Genomic DNA, 19,206 nt, shown 5'->3' with positions numbered 1-19,206 from the left:
CCCGGGCCTGCCCGGGCTTCTTTTATTTGGAATGCCCATGTCCTGGCTGCAACTACGTCTTGCCATCTCTCCCGATCAGGCCTCCGACCTGGAAGATCGCCTGCTTGAACTCGGCGCAGTATCCGTGACCTTCATGGATGCCGAAGATCAACCGATTTTCGAGCCGGATCTGGGCACCACGCCGCTGTGGTCCAACACCCACCTACTGGCCCTGTTCGAAGCCAATACCGACCCTGATGCACTGATCAGCCACCTGACCCTGCTGTGCGGCGGCCAACTGCCCGATTACAGCCTGGAGCAGCTTGAAGACCAGGACTGGGAACGCAGTTGGATGGACAACTTCCAGCCCATGCGCTTCGGCCAGCGGCTGTGGATCGTCCCAAGCTGGCACCAGGCGCCTGAACCTGAGGCCGTCAACCTGCTATTGGACCCAGGACTGGCTTTCGGCACCGGCACCCATCCGACCACGGCCTTGTGTCTGGAATGGCTCGACAGCGAACCTCTGACCGGCAAAACCCTGATCGACTTCGGTTGCGGCTCCGGCATTCTGGCCATCGCCGCCCTGCTACTGGGTGCCGGCCAGGCCATCGGTACCGACATTGACCCCCAGGCGCTGGAAGCCTCGCGCGACAATGCCCAGCGCAATGGCATTGCCGATCAGCGCTTTAGCCTCTATCTGCCCGAAGCCATGCCGTCCCAACCAGCCGAAGTACTGGTCGCCAACATACTAGCCGGACCTCTGGTCAGCCTGGCCCCGCAACTAGCCAGCCTGGTTCTGCCCGGTGGACGCATTGCCCTGTCCGGCATCCTGGCCGAGCAGACCGATGAGATACTCGCGGCCTATCGCCCCTGGTTCAACCTCGACCCGGTCACGGAACGCGACGGCTGGATACGTGTCAGCGGAGCCCGCCACTTGGCGGCTTGAACCTCTTAAGGGCACAATAGCTACCAATCCTGTCCGATAAGGCGCACCGTTCCCCATGAGTGAGTTGCTGGTCACACAATGCCCCTATTGTCAGACCCGCTTCCGGCTGTCTCAGGAGCAACTCAATGCCGCCGCCGGACACGTTCGCTGCGGCGCCTGCCTGAAAGTGTTCGATGCCCGCAAGGTACTAGCTGAACCTGCTCAACCGGCGCCCGAGCCCGAGCATCCCGCAGCCGCCCCGCCCCAACCATCCAGAGTGCCACAACAAACCAGCCTGTTGATCCATGATGATCTGGAGCTTGATGAACTGGACCTGGAAGCCCTGGGGCTCGACGAGTCAATCATCGAAGAGATCAATCCATCACATTCGGCACCACCGGAACTGGCACCCGAGCCCCCAACTCAGCCGCTGACACCTTCAACGCTCGAGCCGGAATACACAGCACCAGGTTCTGAGCGCAGCTCGCCCCCGACTGCAAGCCAGCGCTTCCAACCACTGGTGGCTGAACGCGATGACCACGGCGTGTTCCGCCCTGGACACGCGCGGACAACCGCTGTCGACAAACCCTCTGCTTTAACCGAGGAAGATGACGAGCAGCGCAATGAACCTCGGTTTGGTGAGCACCTGGGACTCGACGATCTGGATGACGAGCCGCTACTGCTGGACGACCTGCCACGCCCGCGGCGGCGTCGCCGGCACAATGGCTTGTGGACCGCTCTCTGCGTCCTTGCTCTGCTCGGCCTGCTTGGTCAGTACGTCACTTACAACTTCGAGGCTCTGGCTCATGACGACCGCAGCCGTCCCTGGATCGAACAGGCCTGCCTGTTAACCGGCTGTGAGTTGCCTGCTCGGGTCGATATCAGTCTGATCCGCAGCAGCAACCTGTTGGTGCGCCCGCACCCGGAGTTTCCCCGAGCAGTCGCCATCGACGTTATCCTGTATAACCGCGCCAGCTTCGCCCAACCTTTCCCGGTACTGAGCATGAGCTTCAGTGACAGCCAGGGCCGGGAGCTGGCCAATCGCCGGTTCCGTCCGGAGGAGTATCTGGCTGGTGAGCTGGCCGGCGTTACCCTGATGCCCTCGCAGACCCCGATTCATGTTGCCCTCGACATGCTTGACCCAGGCCCGCAAGCGGTCAACTACCAACTCGACTTTCACAGCCCTTGATACCGCGCCAGGCATTTACCTCAGCCCCCAGGATTCGGTAGCCCGCAACCGGACAGGCCGCTCAAAACCGCTGGTCAATCTGTTCAAATATCGACCAGCCCAGTCTTTATATGGTCACTCTTTACAGGTATGATTGACGGCCTTTTCACACACCAATCAACCTCTGAGCGCCCTGAAATCTTTCTGGCCGGCGTCCTCGGAGACGTGCCACCGCCGACTGGACAGTACAGGGATGGACCATGCAGTGATCAGTATCGGACCTTACCAACTAGCCAATCGCGTTATCCTGGCCCCCATGGCCGGGGTCACCGACCGCCCGTTCCGGCAACTGTGCCGGCGCCTGGGTGCGGGGTTGGTAGTATCGGAAATGGTCACCAGCGATACCCGACTGTGGCATAGCCGAAAATCACGCCAGCGTCTGGACCATAGTGGCGAAGCTGAGCCCCGTTCAGTTCAGATCGCCGGCGGCGACCCCGGCATGATGGCCGAAGCCGCACGCATGAATCAGGACTTCGGCGCCCAGATCATCGATATCAACATGGGCTGCCCTGCCAAGAAGGTCTGCAATAAGGCTGCCGGTTCGGCACTACTGCGCGATGAAACCCTGGTTGCCGAAATTCTCGAAGCCGTAGTCGGTGCCGTGCAAATTCCAGTCACCCTGAAAATCCGCACCGGCTGGGACCGGGACAACCGCAACGGCCTACGGATTGCCCGGATCGCCGAACAAAGCGGCATCCAGGCTCTGGCCGTGCATGGCCGCACTCGTGCCGACCTGTATACCGGCGAGGCCGAGTACGACACCATCGCCGCCATCAAACAAGCCATTAGCATCCCGGTTTTCGCCAATGGCGATATTGATTCCCCAGAGAAAGCCCAACGGGTGCTGCAGCACACCGGAGCCGACGCAGTCATGATTGGCCGCGCAGCTCAGGGACACCCGTGGATTTTTGCCGAAATAGATCACTATCTGCGTCATGGATGTCACCGCCCGCCACTGCCACTGCCTGACCAACATGCCACCCTGCTTGAGCATCTCGATGCATTGCATGGCTTTTATGGTTTCGAGCAGGGCGTACGGATCGCCCGCAAGCATGTGGGTTGGTATTTGCAGACGTTACCCGGCGCTGGGGAGTTTCGCCGGGCATTCAATCGCATCGACGACCCAGCAGAGCAGCGCCAGGCGATCGAGCAGTTTTTCACCCGCTTGTTGGAAGGAGACCTGGCGGCATGACTCTACTCAACACTACAACGATCAACGGAACCCACCCCGTGAGCGACACCAGCGAACCCGGCCTGACTGACACCAGGCCCGACAGCAACGAACGCAGCCGCACCCTGCGCGACAATGTTGAACAAGCCCTGCGCAACTACTTCGACCACCTTGACGGCCAGGACGTAACCGACGTTTACGACATGGTCCTGTCCGAGGTCGAAGCGCCGCTGCTCGAGTGCGTTATGGATTATGTCAACGGCAACCAGACCCGCGCCTCAGAGGTGCTGGGCCTGAACCGTGGCACCCTGCGCAAGAAACTCAAGCAATACGGACTGCTGTAAACACCGGCGCCCTACCTGAATACCCGAAAGCAACCCAGGACCCAAGATGACCGACCAAACCACCCGCCTGCCGGTACGTCGCGCGCTGATCAGCGTGTCTGACAAGACCGGGATCGTTGAATTCGCCCGTGAACTGGCTGCCTTGGGCGTGGAGATCCTGTCCACCGGCGGCACTTTCAAGCTACTGCGCGAACAGGCTATCGACGCCGTTGAAGTGGCCGACTACACCGGCTTCCCGGAAATGATGGACGGCCGGGTAAAAACCCTGCACCCGAAAATCCATGGAGGTATTCTCGGCCGCCGCGATATTGACGGCGAGGTCATGCAGCAGCACGGCATTCAGCCAATCGACATGGTGGTAGTCAATCTGTACCCATTTGCTGCCACCGTGGCCAAGCCCGGTTGCAGCCTGGCCGATGCGATTGAGAATATCGACATCGGCGGCCCGACCATGGTCCGCAGCGCCGCCAAAAACCACAAGGATGTCGCCATCGTGGTGAACGCCATCGACTACGCAGGCATTCTCGATAATCTCAAGACCGGCGGTTTGACCTATGCCCAGCGTTTCGATCTGGCGCTCAAGGCCTTTGAACACACCGCCGCCTACGACGGCATGATCGCCAACTATCTGGGTAGCATCGATCAGAGCGCCGAAACCCTGAGTACCGAAGGTCGCATCGCCTTCCCGCGCACCTTCAACAGCCAGTTCATCAAGGCCCAGGACATGCGCTACGGCGAGAACCCGCACCAGAGCGCGGCCTTCTATGTCGAGCATGCCGCCGAGGCCTGCGTGGCCACAGCCGTGCAGCTACAGGGCAAAGAACTATCGTTCAACAACGTCGCCGATACCGACGCTGCACTGGAGTGTGTGAAGAGCTTCAGCAAACCAGCCTGCGTGATCGTCAAGCATGCCAACCCTTGCGGCGTAGCTGTAGTGCCGGAGGCCGATGGCGGCATCCGCAAAGCCTATGACCTGGCCTGGGACACCGACAATGAGTCGGCCTTCGGCGGCATCATCGCCTTTAACCGCGAGCTGGACGGCGAGACCGCCCAGGCCATCGTCGAGCGCCAGTTCGTCGAAGTCATCATCGCCCCCAAAGTCTCCGCTGCTGCCCGCGAAGTAGTAGCTGCAAAAGCCAATGTGCGCCTGCTTGAATGCGGTGAATGGGGCCCTGCACGGGCCGCTGGCTGGGACTTCAAGCGGGTCAATGGCGGCTTGCTGATCCAGAGCCGCGACATTGGCATGATCACCGAAGCCGACCTCAAGGTGGTGACCCAGCGCGCCCCGACCGAGCAGGAAATGCACGACCTGATCTTCGCCTGGAAAGTGGCCAAGTTCGTCAAGTCCAACGCCATCGTCTACGCCAAGAACCGCCAGACCATCGGCGTTGGCGCCGGCCAGATGAGCCGGGTCAACTCGGCGCGCATCGCTGCAATCAAGGCTGAGCACGCCGGACTGCAGGTCGCCGGCGCGGTCATGGCCTCAGACGCCTTCTTCCCGTTCCGCGACGGCATCGACAACGCCGCCGCCAACGGCATCAGCGCGGTAATCCAGCCGGGTGGCTCGATGCGTGATCAGGAAGTGATCGACGCCGCCAACGAAGCCGGCATGGCCATGGTGTTTACCGGGATGCGGCATTTCCGCCACTGAGTAAGGGTTACGGCCGCGCTGAAGCCGCATCTGCTGCGTTGCCGGTGACTTCGCCAATGCTCATTGCCTCCAGGCAACTGCGCTTGTCGAAGTCACCGGCGCCTTGCATCTACTGGCTTGATCGCGACCTTGTTTCGAGTTGCTAACGGAAAACCCCAAATGAATTTTGAGGTAACAGCATGAACGTATTGATTATCGGCAGCGGCGGGCGTGAACACGCACTGGCGTGGAAAGTGGCGCAGGATGAGCGCGTCGAGAAGGTGTTTGTCGCTCCGGGCAATGCCGGTACCGCCACCGAAGCCAAGTGTGAAAATGTCGCCATTGATGTGCTGGATCTGGACGCGCTGGTGGCCTTCGCCCGCGACAACGTGGCCCTGACCATCGTCGGCCCCGAGGCTCCACTGGTCGCCGGCGTGGTCGATCGCTTCCGCAGCGCCGGGCTGAAATGCTTTGGTCCAACCGCCGCCGCAGCTCAGCTGGAAGGCTCCAAGGCCTTCACCAAAGACTTCCTGGCCCGCCACCAGATTCCCACCGCCGAATACTGCAACTTCACCGAGATCGAACCCGCGCTGGCCTATCTGCGCGAAAAAGGCGCGCCCATCGTGATCAAAGCTGACGGTCTGGCTGCCGGCAAAGGCGTGATCGTCGCCATGACTCTGGACGAAGCCGAAGCCGCCGTGCGCGATATGCTGGCCGGCAATGCCTTTGGCGAGGCCGGTTCACGCGTCGTGATCGAGGAGTTCCTTGATGGTGAAGAAGCCAGCTTCATCGTCATGGTCGATGGCGAGCATGTGCTGGCCATGGCCACCAGCCAGGACCACAAGCGTGTCGGCGATGGCGACAGCGGCCCGAATACCGGCGGCATGGGCGCCTACTCTCCGGCCCCGGTGGTCACCGACGCAGTGCACCAACGGGTCATGGATGAGGTGATCTGGCCAACCGTGCGCGGCATGGCCGCTGAAGGCAATGTCTATACTGGTTTCCTTTACGCCGGCCTGATGATTGATGCCACTGGCGCGCCTAAGGTCATCGAGTTCAACTGCCGTTTTGGCGACCCGGAGACCCAGCCTGTCATGCTGCGCCTGCAGTCGAGCTTAGTGGAACTGGTCGAAGCCGCCCTTGATACACGCCTGGATCAGATTCAGGCCCAATGGGATCCGCGTCCGAGCCTGGGCGTAGTACTGGCCGCCGGCGGCTACCCGGGCGACTACGCCAAGGGCGCGCCAATCAGCGGTTTGAGCGCTGGCAGTGCCGAAGCCAAGGTGTTCCATGCTGGAACCGCCCTGAAGGACGGCCAGATAGTCACCAGCGGTGGCCGCGTGCTCTGCGCTACCGCTCTTGGCAGCAGCGTACGCGAAGCCCAGCAGCGCGCCTATCAGTTGGCCGCAGATATCAGTTGGGACGGTTGCTTCTACCGCAAGGACATCGGCTACCGTGCGATTGCCCGGGAGAGCTGAGGTTCATAGTGGATTGGCCGGCAGGGACAACCTCCCGGCCGACCAATCCATACCGCTTGCCATGGCCATCAGCTATACTCCCGGCAATATACCGAGCCTGAGTTGCCCGATGCCCATGGACAGGACCCAGTCAACGTGACCGCCTATCGGTTGTTAGTCTGCAGCCTAGTTGGCTTGTTTCTGCTCTTCAGCCCCCTGAGTCAGGCCAGCGGCCATCCACAAACCGGCTTACGTACTTTCGTCGACGCCAGTGGTGAGCTGGATCTGGCCGACATGCTTTCCAACCGTTATATCAACCGCTTCGTTCCCGCTCCGCCAGGACCTCTGCAACTGCCCGGCCAAGGTGCCGCCCTGTGGCTGATGCTGCCACTGGCCGACAATCACCCTAAGTGGCTGGAACTGGACAACCGGGTTATCCCCAGTATCCACTTCTACCTGCTCGAAGACGGTATTCCACGCAGCCGCTTCCACACCGGCGCCTATCAGCCGCCCAGCCAGCGCCCACTTCCCCATGCAGCATTCAGCTTTCCAGTCGAACCCCAGGCTGAAAGCCAGGCCGTCATCTACCTACGTCTGCACAGCGACTATGCCATGACTACCGGCCTGCACCTGCACGATACCCCAACAGCCATTGCCGAACACACTCTGGGGCAGGCCCTGAGCGGAATCCTGGTCGGCCTGATGCTAGCCATTATGCTCCATGGCCTACTCCAGGGCCTGGTTGGTCGCGACTTGTTACACCTGCTGCTGGCCCTGAGCGGACTGATTCTCAGCCTGTCCAGCCTGGGTACGATAGACTGGGCTGCCCGCCAGATTCCTCTGCTATACGGTCCGGCCAGCGATTTTCTCCACTTGCTGGCCATGCCGATCATTCTGCTATTGACTCTGGGCATGCTACCCGAACGCGACCCCACTCCAGCCCGTCGCGCCGTACTGGCCGGGGCGCTGCTTTGCGCCGCCTGTGCTTTGCTTGCCGCGCTGCAACCGGGGCTGATGCCGCATCTGTCCAGCCTGCTGCATCTGGGCGTACCACTGTTCACCATGGCCCTGATCGGTCATCTGTGGCTGCGCCAACAAGGTATCGACCGGACTTTCCTGTTTGGCGCGCTATTGATGATCGCCAGTTGGCTGGTGGAGACCGAACAATTACAGTTGGTTCACCACCAGAATCTGGCCGATTTCGTACTCTGGCTGGCCCTCGTCAGTTTTGCCTGGAGCCTGCACAAACGCCTGCAGCGCCAGCTTGCCAACCAGCGGCGCAGCAACAGCGCCGAGGCCACCCACCAAGCCGAGCGCCGGGCCAAAGCCGAGTTTCTGGCCCGCATCAGTCATGAAATCCGCACCCCTATGAACGGGGTACTGGGCATGAGCGAGCTGCTGCTCGATACCGCGCTGTCGGCCAAGCAACGCGATTACGTACAGACCATTCACAGTTCAGGCAATGACCTGCTCAACCTGATCAACGAAATTCTCGACATGTCACGCCTGGAATCAGGGCAACTGATTCTGGAAAACGTCCAATTCGACCTGCATGCGCTGGTCAATGACTGTTTGGATATTTTCCGCAGCCGGGTCGATGGTCACAGTCTGGAACTGATCAGCTTCGTCCATCCAGAGGTACCCAGAACCCTACAGGGTGATCCGACTCGCTTGCGCCAGATTCTGCTTAACCTGCTCACCAACGCCCTGCGCCACACCAGCCAGGGAGAGATCATGCTGGCAGTAGCCCTGGAAAAGAAATCCCGCGATGAACAGGTACTGCGCTTCGCGGTTCAGGACAGTGGCACCAGCATGCCCAGTGAAGCCCGTGACTGCCTGCTGCGCGCCGACCCGGGCCGCAGTCAGGCCGGACCATATGACGGCAGTGGGTATCTTGGCCTGGCCATCAGCCGTCAGCTCATCCATATGATGCACGGCCAACTCGGCATCAAGCAGGGCAACGAACAGGGCAATACGGTCTGGTTCACCCTCCCCGCTCAAGCAGTCACAAGCCAGACTGAACCCGACAGTGAGGGTCGCTGCCTGCAGGAGCGCAGCGTACTGATCGTCGACGACAACGCCACCTGCCGTAAGGTTCTCCAGCAGCAGACCAGCGCCTGGGGCATGCAGCCGCAAGTTGCCGCCAGCGGCAAAGAGGCACTAGCGCTCTTGCGTAGCCAAGCCAACCTGGGCACGCCTTTCGATATTCTGCTGGTCGATCAGTCGATGCCCGGCATGAGCGGCCTGGAACTGGCCAGCCGGCTCAAGGACGACCCCGGCATTCCCGACGACCTGCTGATCATCATGCTGACCGGCATCAATCAGCTTCCCAGTCGCGTGGTGGCTCGCAATGCCGGTATTCGTCGGGTGCTGAACAAGCCGGTGGCCGGCTATACCCTGCGTACCACCCTGATCGATGAGTGGCTCCAGCATCACGAACAAGCCCATACCGAAGCGCTAACAACGGAGTCCGATGCCAGCCTCGGCACTCCGTTTCGGGTACTGATCGCCGAAGATAACAGCATATCGACCAAAGTAATACGCGGCATGCTGAGCAAGCTCAAGATCGATGCGGAAGCCGTCAGCAATGGTCAACAGGCCCTGGAAGCGGCCAAGAGCGGACGTTTTGATCTAATTCTAATGGACTGCGAAATGCCCGAAATGGACGGTTTTACCGCCGCCGAACGCATTCGTCAGTGGGAGCAGCACAACGGTCGTCAGCCGTTGCCGATCATTGCCCTGACCGCACACATCTTGCCGGAACACCGTGAACGGGCACGCAAGGCCGGAATGGACGGCCACATGGCCAAACCGGTCGAACTGTCGCAACTCAAGGAACAGATGAGTTACTGGATTGAGCGCAGGAGCCTGAAAGCCTGAGCGGCTCAGGCATCACATTGAAAGCCTGGGCATCAGCTCACAATCGCTGACAGACTCAGTCGCCACTCCACTTGAGGCGGCGGCATAGCAGGCGAAGACATTACTCATCAGTTTGACAATCGACATGACAGATTCCTCCTGAAGCTGTTTGATCAGCTTAGTTGGCCCATGTCGACAACGCCATTAGAAAGCCTGTATGACCCTCATAGAGAAGCGTCAGCGCCCCGGACGCTGACGTCCCGGCTTACGCTTGGCCGGCTTACCGGCGCCAGTCTCGCGCGGCGGCAGGCCTGTATGCTGGGTCAGAATGCGTCCGGCCTTCTTGCTGCCGAGCGGTGTCGAGTTCTTGCGTCGGGCACTCTGGTAGCCATCGACCGCTGGCTGGAAAGTCGGGATCAACTGATGCTTGCCATTGCCGATCAGATCGGTCCGGCCCATGGCCTTGAGCGCTTCGCGCAGCAGCGGCCAGTTGTTCGGATCGTGATAACGCAGGAAGGCTTTGTGCAACCGGCGCTGACGCTCACCCTTGACGATGGTCACCCCATCACTCTTGTAGGTCACCTTGCGCAATGGGTTCTTGCCACTGTGATACATCGCGGTGGCAGTGGCCATCGGCGAAGGATAGAAGGCCTGCACCTGATCGGCCCGGAAACCATTGCGCTTGAGCCACAGCGCCAGGTTCATCATGTCTTCATCGGTGGTGCCCGGATGCGCAGCAATGAAGTACGGGATCAGGTATTGCTCCTTGCCCGCCTCCTTGCTGTACTTCTCGAACATCTGCTTGAAGCGGTCATAGGAACCGATGCCCGGCTTCATCATCTGATTCAGCGGCCCCTCTTCGGTATGCTCAGGGGCGATCTTCAGATAGCCACCAACATGATGAGTGACCAGTTCCTTGACGTACTCCGGCGACTCCACCGCCAGGTCATAGCGCAGCCCCGAGGCGATCAGAATCTTCTTGACCCCTGGCAACTCACGGGCCTTGCGGTACAGACCGATCAGTGAAGAGTGGTCGGTATTGAGGTTGTCACAGATGCCAGGGAACACGCACGAGGGCTTACGACAGGCTGCCTCAATTTCCGGACTCTTGCAGGCAACCCGATACATGTTGGCGGTTGGCCCCCCCAGATCGGAAATCACCCCAGTGAAACCCGGCACCTTGTCGCGGATTTCTTCGATCTCACGGATGATCGACTCATGCGAACGGTTCTGGATGATCCGTCCTTCGTGTTCGGTGATCGAGCAGAAGGTACAACCACCGAAACAGCCACGCATGATGTTGACCGAGAAGCGGATCATCTCGTAGGCCGGAATTTTCTCACCACCATAGGCCGGATGTGGCACCCGGGCATAGGGCAGCCCGAACACATAGTCCATTTCCTCGGTCGACAGCGGAATCGGCGGCGGATTGAACCAGACCTCCTGATCACCATGGCGCTGTACCAGCGCCCGGGCATTGCCAGGATTGGTTTCCAGGTGCAACACCCGATTGGCATGGGCATACAGTACAGGGTCGCTCTTGACCTTTTCATAAGCCGGCAAGCGAATCACCGTGCGATCACGCTCCAGACGTGGATGCGGCAGCAACTGCACCACCTGCGCACCGTCATCGGCTTCCGGCTCAGGGCCTTTGGCCTGCTCGACCGCACAGGCGCTGGTGTCCTGAGTATTGATATAGGGATTGATGATCTTGTCGATCTTGCCCGGCCGATCGATCCGACTCGAATCCAGCTCAAACCAGCCCTCTGGGCTGTCTCTGCGAATGAAAGCGGTACCACGAATGTCGGTCAACTGTTCGACTGCCTCGCCGCGGCTGAGCCGCTGGGCGACTTCGACCACCGCCCGCTCGGCATTGCCGAACAGCAGCAAGTCGGCCCTGGCATCGACAAGAATCGAGCGCCGCACCTTGTCCTGCCAATAATCGTAGTGGGCGATCCGGCGCAGCGAGGCCTCAATCCCACCGAGGATGATAGGCACATCCTTATAAGCTTCACGGCAGCGCTGACTATAGACCAGGCTGGCCCGATCCGGCCGGCTGCCACCCTTGCCACCAGCGGTATAGGCATCATCGGAACGGATCTTGCGGTCCGCGGTATAGCGGTTGATCATCGAATCCATATTGCCGGCGGCCACCCCGTAGAACAGGTTGGGCTTGCCCAGCTTCATAAAGTCGGCCTTGCTGTGCCAGTCCGGCTGACTGATGATCCCGACCCGGAAGCCCTGAGCTTCAAGCAGCCGACCAATCACCGCCATGCCGAACGATGGGTGGTCGACATAGGCATCGCCGGTGACGATGATGATGTCGCAGCTATCCCAGCCAAGCAGATCCATCTCTTCCTGCGACATGGGCAGAAAGGGTGCCGGACCAAAGCATTCAGCCCAGTATTTCGGATAATCGAACAGCGGTCGTGCCGCCGGCATGCTGGGGGCCAACATCATTACTCCTCCCCGTAGCCCTGGTAGGCGCCGGGGGCAAGGTTCTCGAAACGGGTGTACTTACCCAGGAAGGCCAGTCGGCAGGTACCGATCGGGCCGTTACGCTGTTTACCGATAATGATCTCGGCTATCCCCTTGTCTTGGGTGTCCGGGTGATAGACCTCGTCACGGTAGACGAACATGATCACGTCGGCGTCCTGCTCGATCGCTCCGGATTCACGCAAGTCGGAGTTGATCGGACGCTTGTTCGGGCGCTGCTCCAGCGAGCGGTTGAGCTGCGACAAGGCCACCACCGGAGTATTGAACTCCTTGGCCAACGCCTTGAGTGAGCGCGAGATTTCGGAAATTTCGTTGGTCCGGTTCTCCGAACCACTACCACCGATGCGCATCAGCTGCAGGTAGTCGATCATGATCAGGGCAATGTCGCCATGCTCACGGACAATCCGTCGAGCCCGGGCTCGCATCTCCATCGGCGACAGACCAGCGGTATCGTCAATAAACAGCTTGCGGTCGTTGAGCAGGTTTACCGCCGAGGTCAGACGCGGCCAGTCATCATCGTCAAGCCGACCCGAGCGCACCTTGGTCTGATCAATCCGCCCCAGCGACGATAGCATACGCATGATCAACGACTCACCCGGCATCTCCAGCGAGAACACAAGGACGACCTTGTCGCTGCGCAGCACCGCATTCTCGACCAGGTTCATGGAAAAAGTGGTCTTACCCATCGACGGACGACCGGCCACAATCACCAGATCCGCTGGCTGCAACCCGGATGTCATGTTGTCCAGATCGGTGAAGCCGGTCGACAGGCCGGTAATCGAGCCTTCGCTGTTGAACAGCGTATCGATACGATCAATGGCCTTGGTCAACAGGGTATTGACCGACTCGGGACCACCGGTCTTGGGTCGGCTCTCGGCGATAGCAAAGATCTTGCGCTCGGCCTCATCGAGCACCTCGGTCGCCTGCATCCCCTTGGGATTGAAGGCTGTGTCGGCAATATCAGAACTGATGCTGATCAACTGGCGCAAAGTGGCGCGCTCGCGAATGATCTGCGCATAGGTGCCGATATTGGCGGCCGAAGGAGTATTCTTGGCTAACTGCCCCAGATAGGCCAGACCTCCGACCTGATCAATCAGGCCTTCACGGTCCAGCTCCTCGGCCAGGGTCACCACATCAAACGGCATGTTGCGCGCAGCTAGACTGACCAGTGCACGGAAAATAAGCCGATGATCATGGCGGTAGAAATCGTTGTCGCTGACCTGTTCGGCCACCCGATCCCAGGCGCTGTTTTCCAGCATCACCCCACCCAGCACAGCCTGCTCGGCTTCAATCGAGTGCGGGGGAATCTTTAGCGCACTGGTCTGTAAGTCCAGTTCCGCGGTGCTAGCAACCATCGAATCATTCATCGGGACAGACTCAAAACAGCGACATCAGAAAAAGCAACACGGCGCCTGTCTGCGACAAGCGCCGTGTCCAGTCTAGCGGCAAAGTCCAGGCAAATCATCCGCAACGCCTCAACGTTGGCGACAATTGCCCCAGGCCCGCCTCCAGAGCACTGCTTAGCCGGCGATGACGACCAGCTTGACAGTGGCGTCCACATCGGTGTGCAGCTGCAGAGCGATTTCGAACTCACCAATGGCGCGCAGAGCACCTTCGGGCAGACGAACTTCGCTCTTCTCGATTTCAACACCGGCAGCGGTAACTGCGTCAGCGATGTCACGAGTACCGATCGAGCCAAACAGCTTGCCTTCTTCACCGGCATTGGCGGCGATAGTGACAACCAGGCCTTCCAGCTTGGCAGCACGAGCTTCGGCAGCAGCTTTCTTCTCGGCAGCAGCCTTCTCCAGCTCGGCGCGGCGAGCTTCGAAAGCAGCGATGTTATCGGCAGTTGCCTGAGTGGCCTTGCCGAACGGCAGCAGGAAATTGCGTGCGTAACCAGCTTTAACAGCGACCTTGTCGCCCAGGTTACCCAGATTCGCGATCTTTTCGAGCAGGATAACTTCCATTGCGATGACCTCTTGAAATTCAATCTCGGCCGTTCGAGTCGTCACCGTTGCGCGGCCCTTGTGCCGGCGCCATGCGGGAACGAAAATCGAACAGACTATCAACAAACGCCAACAACATAATCAGGGGGAAAGCAAACTGGGCAAAGACCAGCAGCAGCACATAGGTCACTACCAGCCAGGCGCTGCCCAGTCCCTTCAGACCGACCACGCCATGCACCAGAGCCAGACCGGCCAATACCAGCGGTACGCTGGCCACTGGCGACAGCAGGGCCAACTGACCGAACTGCGGACCGAACACGGTCAGTGCCAGCAGAACAATAGCCGCCACGCTCGGCAGGCGTAGACGATGGAACTCCTGACGGAAACCACCAGGGTTATACAACCCGGCCTGCCAGGAACGACCAATCATCAAGGCTACCAGCGCCATCATGGCGTGTACTGCGCCCATCAGGCCAGCCAGCAGCGGTACCAGCAAGCGCTCCAGGCGCGCCAGTACCGCACTATCGAGTTCGCCCAGCATCTGCGGCAACAACTGCTGAATCTGCCCGGCCAGGGCCTGCAGCGGCTCAGCCAGAAACAGCATCAGCACCAGGGCGTATACCAGCCCCAGCGGTACTGCCGCCAACACTACCGGCACCCAGTCACTGCGCTGACGCAGCAACACAGCCAGGCCCACACTACCAGCAAGCACCAGCAGCGGCGTCAGATCGCCTACAAAAGCCCAGGCCAGCGCTGGCAGCGCGCCCCAGACCATGACCGGCATGGCATCAGCCAGCCCCCGGCGCAGCACGATCAGTGCCAGCGCAGCAGCGCCCAGCCAGAACAGCAACGGAACGGCAGTCGAAACAGCCACCGCCAGGGTGGCCTGTTTGCGACCACGCATGATGTATTCCGCTAACGCGCGCATACCGGTTAAAACCCCTGATTACCTGTGACCGTTAACGATCAACGGCCGTGGCTATCGGTGTAAGGCAGCAGAGCCAGGTAGCGGGCGCGCTTGATAGCAGCAGCCAGCTGACGCTGATACTTGGCCTTGGTACCGGTGATACGGCTGGGTACGATCTTGCCGGTTTCGGTGATGTAGGCCTTCAGGGTGTTGAGATCCTTGTAATCGATCTCTTTTACGCCTTCAGCGGTGAAACGGCAGAACTTTCTGCGACGGAAAAAACGTGCCATGGCAGCGTCTCCTTAAAATTGGAAAAAATGAACCGGAAAACTTACTCGTCGTCGCCGTCTTCGGCGTCGTTGCTGTCAGCATCGTTATCGCTGTCGTTATCGCTATCAGCGCGCTCACGACGCTCACGACGCTCACCACGACCACCATCTTCGGGCTTGAGCATGTCAGACTGTTCGGTGATGGCTTCGTCACGACGGATGACCAGGTTACGAATAACCGCATCGTTGTAACGGAAGTTCTCGGTCAGTTCTTCCAGGGCATTGGCGCTGCACTCTACATTCAGCATGATGTAGTGAGCTTTGTGGATCTTGTCGATCGGGTAAGCCAGCTGGCGACGGCCCCAGTCTTCCAGGCGATGGATCTTGCCACCATCTTCCTCGATGAGCTTGGTGTAACGCTCAACCATGCCGTTAACCTGCTCACTCTGGTCCGGATGAACCAGGAATACGATTTCGTAATGACGCATAGGTGCTCCTTACGGGTTATAGCCAGCCGCCCAATACGGTCTGGCAAGGAGTGGAACATAGGATTGGGCCGGCCATTCTAGAGAACGACCGGGTTACTGGCAAGGGAAAACGCTGGCGCAACCGATCAAGGCTGCGAACGCTGGCGAACCGCCTCGAACAGACAGATACCGGTGGCAACCGAGACATTGAGGCTACTGACACTGCCAGCCATCGGCAGCTTGGCGAGAAAATCACAGTGCTCACGGGTCAAACGGCGCAAGCCGCTGCCTTCAGCGCCCATGACGATCACCGTAGGCACACTCATATCGACCTGATAGATCAACTGTTCGGCCTCGCCGGCAGCGCCGACCACCCACAGTCCACGCTGCTGCAACTGCTTAAGGGTGCGGGCCAGATTGGTCACGGCGACCAGAGGCACGGTTTCCGCCGCACCACAGGCCACCTTGCGCACCACCGGCGTCAACCCGGCGGAACGATCCTTGGGAATAATCACCGCCTGCGCCCCGGCGGCATCGGCGCTGCGCAGACAGGCTCCCAGATTATGCGGATCGGTGACGCCGTCGAGCACCAGCAGCAGTGCCGGTGTATCCAGCTTGTCGAGCAGGTGTCCGAGCATTTCCTCAGACCAGAGCTGGCTCGGTGCAACCTCGGCTACCACGCCCTGATGTACACCATCGGCCAACTGCTCCAACTCGTCAGCCCCCACCCGCTCAAGCTTCAGCCCCTGCGACTCGGCCAGATCCACCACAGCCTGCACCCGCCCATCCAGGCGACCACGCTGCAACAGCAGACGCTTGACCCGCTTGGGATTGCGCTGCAACAAGGCCTGCACCGCATGCAGGCCGAATACATATTCCTTGTCACTCATTTACTATCTACCTGGCCTTGCGTTTACGCGGTGCCCGCCCACCCGGAACCCCCTTGTCGGCAGTCGGCTTGCCCTTGCCCGGCGCCGGAGCCCTGGCTGTCGCCGACTTGCCGGTCTTGGCTTTTTTGCCTGCGACCTTTGCGCCTGACTTGCCCGAGCCCTTACGCTCCGACCTGCCTTTGCCTTCGGCCTGACGCACTTCGGCCATCAACCGTTCGCGCACTGCACGACTGGCATTCGGGTCGGGCTTGAGCGATCCGGCATCGACCACCAACTCGAAATCAATCTTGCGATCATCCAGATCAACCCGAGCCACCTTCACCCGCACCAGATCGCCCAAACGGAAGCTGCGCCCGGCGCGCTCGCCGGTCAGGCGATGGTGAATCTGATCGAAGTGGTAATAGTCGGCCGGCAAGGCGGTGATGTGCACCAACCCTTCGACATAGATGTCACGCAACTCAACGAACAGACCAAAGTTGGTCACCGCAGTCACCAGACCGTCGAAGTCCTCGCCGACCCGATCCTGCATGAACTCACACTTGAGCCAATTGACCACATCACGGGAAGCCTCATCGGCACGCCGCTCGTTCTGCGAACACTGAACCCCCAACTGATCGAGTTGCGGCAATTCATAGGGGTATATCCGCGCCTTGGGAATCACCCCACCACCAGCGCGTTGCACCCGGTCGGTCTTGCGCCGCGAGCGGATCACACTACGAATGGCGCGGTGAGTCAGCAAGTCCGGATAGCGCCGGATCGGCGAGGTGAAATGGGTATAAGCCTCGTAATTAAGGCCGAAGTGCCCAGCATTGTGCGGGCTATATACCGCCTGACTCAGCGAGCGCAGCATCACCGTCTGGATCAACTGGGCATCAGGCCGGCTCTGGATTTTCTGCAATACCGCACTGTAATCCTCGGGTGTGGGATCGCCCTTCTTGCGCGTCAGACTCAGACCCAGCGCCGACAAGAACTGACGCAGGCGCTCGAGCTTTTCCGCCTGAGGAGCATCGTGCACACGGTACAGCGCCGGAATTTCCAGCTCCTGCATGAAGCGCGCGGTGGCAACGTTGGCCGCCAGCATGCACTCCTCGATAATCTTGTGCGCGTCATTGCGCGTGGTCGGCAGAATCTCGGCGATCTTGCGATTCTCGCCAAACAAAATCCGCGTTTCTGTAGTTTCAAAATCAATCGCGCCACGCCCCTGACGAGCCTTGAACAGCGCTTTGTAGAGTTCGTAGAGATCCTTGAGGTGCGGCAGTACCGTAGCGAACTCCTGACTGAACAGCTTGCCTTCCTTGCTACGCGGGTGCTCAAGCATGGCCGAGACCTGGTTATAGGTCAGCCGGGCGTGAGAGTGAATCACCGCTTCGTAGAACTGGAAATCAGTCAGCTCGCCGTGCTTGGAAATAGTCATTTCGCAGACCATCGCCAACCGATCAACATGCGGATTGAGCGAGCACAGACCGTTGGACAAGGCCTCAGGCAACATCGGGATCACTTCGCTGGGGAAATACACCGAAGTACCACGCAGCTCGGCTTCGGCATCCAGCGCCGAACCAATAGTCACATAGTGAGACACATCGGCAATCGCCACATACAGCTTCCAGCCGCCGGAAAACAACTTCCAGCCGCTGGCCTTGTGCGGCTCGCAGTACACTGCGTCATCGAAGTCGCGAGCGTCCTCACCGTCGATGGTGACCAGCGGCAGGTGACGCAAGTCGACCCGTTTGAGCTTGTCTTTTTCCTCGACATAATCCTTGAGCCGGGCAGCTTCATCCAGCACCGCCTGCGGCCAGACGCTGGGGATATCGTAGCTACGCAGAGCCACTTCAATCTCAACCCCGGGCGCCATGTAATCGCCCACTACCTCAAAGACTTCACCCTGCGCCGGCCGGTGCAGAGTCGGCCACTGGGTGATCCGCACTTCCACGTACTGACCATGCACGGCTTGGCCGGCACAGCCCGGCGGAATCAGCACTTCATGATTGATCTTGGCGTTATCAGCCACCACGAAGGCAATGCCGTTTTCCTCATAGAAGCGCCCAACCAGGTATTCGTGGGCCCGCTCCAGTACCTCGACGATCGCACCTTCGCTGCGTCCGCGGCGATCAACTCCGGTGACCCGACCCAGCACTCGATCACCATCGAATACGAAGCGCATCTGGGTCGGACCGAGGAACAGATCTTCCCCGCCTTCATCAGGCACCAGAAAACCGAACCCGTCACGATGACCAACCACCCGCCCCTTGATCAGGTCGAGTTTGTCAACGGGAGCATAAGCCCCGCGCCGGGTATAGATGAGCTGGCCGTCACGCTCCATGGCTCGCAGGCGACGACGCAAGGCTTCGATCGCCTCGTCATCGTGCAAACCAAACTCGGCCTGTAGTTGAGCCCGGGTCGCCGGCGCACCGCGCTCGGCCAGCAGCCGCAGAATCAGTTCGCGACTGGGAATGGGGTTGTCGTATTTCTCCGCTTCACGCTGGGCGGCCGGATCGAATTGAGTCCAGTCGAGTACCCCGGCGGAGTCGGGGAAACCAGCGTTGCTCGGCACGGAGTCCGAGGCTTTGGATTTGCTTTTCTTCGTCATAGACACCTATTGAACCGCGAAACGACGTTTCATGCACCTTTTATCAATAGC

The 19,206-nt window shown here is 59.9% G+C and carries 14 protein-coding genes and 1 pseudogene; 7 read left to right on the top strand and 8 right to left on the bottom strand.

Annotated features, from left to right (window positions below; genetic code table 11):
- Nucleotides 1-37 precede the first annotated feature (37 nt).
- The 7 genes from prmA to BVH74_RS08985 all read left to right on the top strand — a co-directional run bounded on the left by prmA (nucleotide 38) and on the right by BVH74_RS08985 (nucleotide 9,614).
- Complete coding sequence (gene prmA / locus BVH74_RS09015; RefSeq protein ID WP_080049732.1) at nucleotides 38-925, top strand: 50S ribosomal protein L11 methyltransferase; 888 nt, start codon at nucleotides 38-40, stop codon at nucleotides 923-925.
- A 55-nt stretch (nucleotides 926-980) separates the two neighbouring features.
- A complete protein-coding gene (locus BVH74_RS09010; protein WP_080049731.1) occupies nucleotides 981-2,093 on the top strand; it encodes a DUF3426 domain-containing protein in 1,113 nt (370 codons plus the stop codon).
- A gap of 232 nt (nucleotides 2,094-2,325) precedes the next feature.
- A complete protein-coding gene (dusB, locus tag BVH74_RS09005; protein WP_080049730.1) occupies nucleotides 2,326-3,324 on the top strand; it encodes a tRNA dihydrouridine synthase DusB in 999 nt (332 codons plus the stop codon).
- Nucleotides 3,321-3,647, top strand: a complete 327-nt coding sequence (gene fis, locus BVH74_RS09000; protein ID WP_080049729.1) for a DNA-binding transcriptional regulator Fis — start codon at nucleotides 3,321-3,323, stop codon at nucleotides 3,645-3,647. The genes dusB and fis overlap by 4 nt, the downstream gene beginning before the upstream one ends.
- A gap of 46 nt (nucleotides 3,648-3,693) precedes the next feature.
- Complete coding sequence (gene purH, locus BVH74_RS08995; RefSeq protein WP_080049728.1) at nucleotides 3,694-5,298, top strand: bifunctional phosphoribosylaminoimidazolecarboxamide formyltransferase/IMP cyclohydrolase; 1,605 nt, start codon at nucleotides 3,694-3,696, stop codon at nucleotides 5,296-5,298.
- A 179-nt stretch (nucleotides 5,299-5,477) separates the two neighbouring features.
- Complete coding sequence (gene purD / locus BVH74_RS08990; protein ID WP_080049727.1) at nucleotides 5,478-6,755, top strand: phosphoribosylamine--glycine ligase; 1,278 nt, start codon at nucleotides 5,478-5,480, stop codon at nucleotides 6,753-6,755.
- Nucleotides 6,756-6,929: 174 nt separating this feature from the next.
- Entirely contained in the window at nucleotides 6,930-9,614 is a 2,685-nt protein-coding gene (locus BVH74_RS08985) for a hybrid sensor histidine kinase/response regulator family protein (protein WP_131038195.1), read from the top strand.
- 255 nt (nucleotides 9,615-9,869) lie between these two features.
- Here BVH74_RS08985 and BVH74_RS08980 read toward each other — a convergent pair.
- From BVH74_RS08980 to rnr, 8 genes and pseudogenes are all read right to left on the bottom strand, one after another.
- Nucleotides 9,870-12,035, bottom strand: a pseudogene (locus BVH74_RS08980) (YgiQ family radical SAM protein); the annotation flags it as partial.
- Nucleotides 12,036-12,052: 17 nt separating this feature from the next.
- On the bottom strand, nucleotides 12,053-13,444 hold the full coding sequence (gene dnaB, locus BVH74_RS08975) for a replicative DNA helicase (RefSeq protein WP_373279486.1): 1,392 nt from the start codon (nucleotides 13,442-13,444) through the stop codon (nucleotides 12,053-12,055).
- Nucleotides 13,445-13,609: 165 nt separating this feature from the next.
- The gene (gene rplI, locus BVH74_RS08970; RefSeq protein WP_080049724.1) at nucleotides 13,610-14,056 is read right to left on the bottom strand and encodes a 50S ribosomal protein L9; all 447 of its coding nucleotides are present in this window, start codon (nucleotides 14,054-14,056) and stop codon (nucleotides 13,610-13,612) included.
- A 19-nt stretch (nucleotides 14,057-14,075) separates the two neighbouring features.
- The gene (locus BVH74_RS08965) at nucleotides 14,076-14,963 is read right to left on the bottom strand and encodes a hypothetical protein (protein WP_080049723.1); all 888 of its coding nucleotides are present in this window, start codon (nucleotides 14,961-14,963) and stop codon (nucleotides 14,076-14,078) included.
- Between the two features lie 38 nt (nucleotides 14,964-15,001).
- A complete protein-coding gene (gene rpsR / locus BVH74_RS08960; RefSeq protein ID WP_080049722.1) occupies nucleotides 15,002-15,232 on the bottom strand; it encodes a 30S ribosomal protein S18 in 231 nt (76 codons plus the stop codon).
- Nucleotides 15,233-15,273: 41 nt separating this feature from the next.
- Entirely contained in the window at nucleotides 15,274-15,699 is a 426-nt protein-coding gene (gene rpsF / locus BVH74_RS08955; protein ID WP_080049721.1) for a 30S ribosomal protein S6, read from the bottom strand.
- A 125-nt stretch (nucleotides 15,700-15,824) separates the two neighbouring features.
- The gene (rlmB, locus tag BVH74_RS08950; protein ID WP_080049720.1) at nucleotides 15,825-16,568 is read right to left on the bottom strand and encodes a 23S rRNA (guanosine(2251)-2'-O)-methyltransferase RlmB; all 744 of its coding nucleotides are present in this window, start codon (nucleotides 16,566-16,568) and stop codon (nucleotides 15,825-15,827) included.
- Nucleotides 16,569-16,575: 7 nt separating this feature from the next.
- Complete coding sequence (gene rnr, locus BVH74_RS08945; protein WP_080049719.1) at nucleotides 16,576-19,155, bottom strand: ribonuclease R; 2,580 nt, start codon at nucleotides 19,153-19,155, stop codon at nucleotides 16,576-16,578.
- Nucleotides 19,156-19,206: the final 51 nt, after the last annotated feature.

Origin of the sequence: Halopseudomonas phragmitis, from assembly GCF_002056295.1 — a bacterium.
Classification (GTDB): domain Bacteria; phylum Pseudomonadota; class Gammaproteobacteria; order Pseudomonadales; family Pseudomonadaceae; genus Halopseudomonas; species Halopseudomonas phragmitis.
The sequence above is the reverse complement of the archived record's forward strand: the minus strand, read 5'-3'. Positions and strand labels throughout refer to the sequence as shown.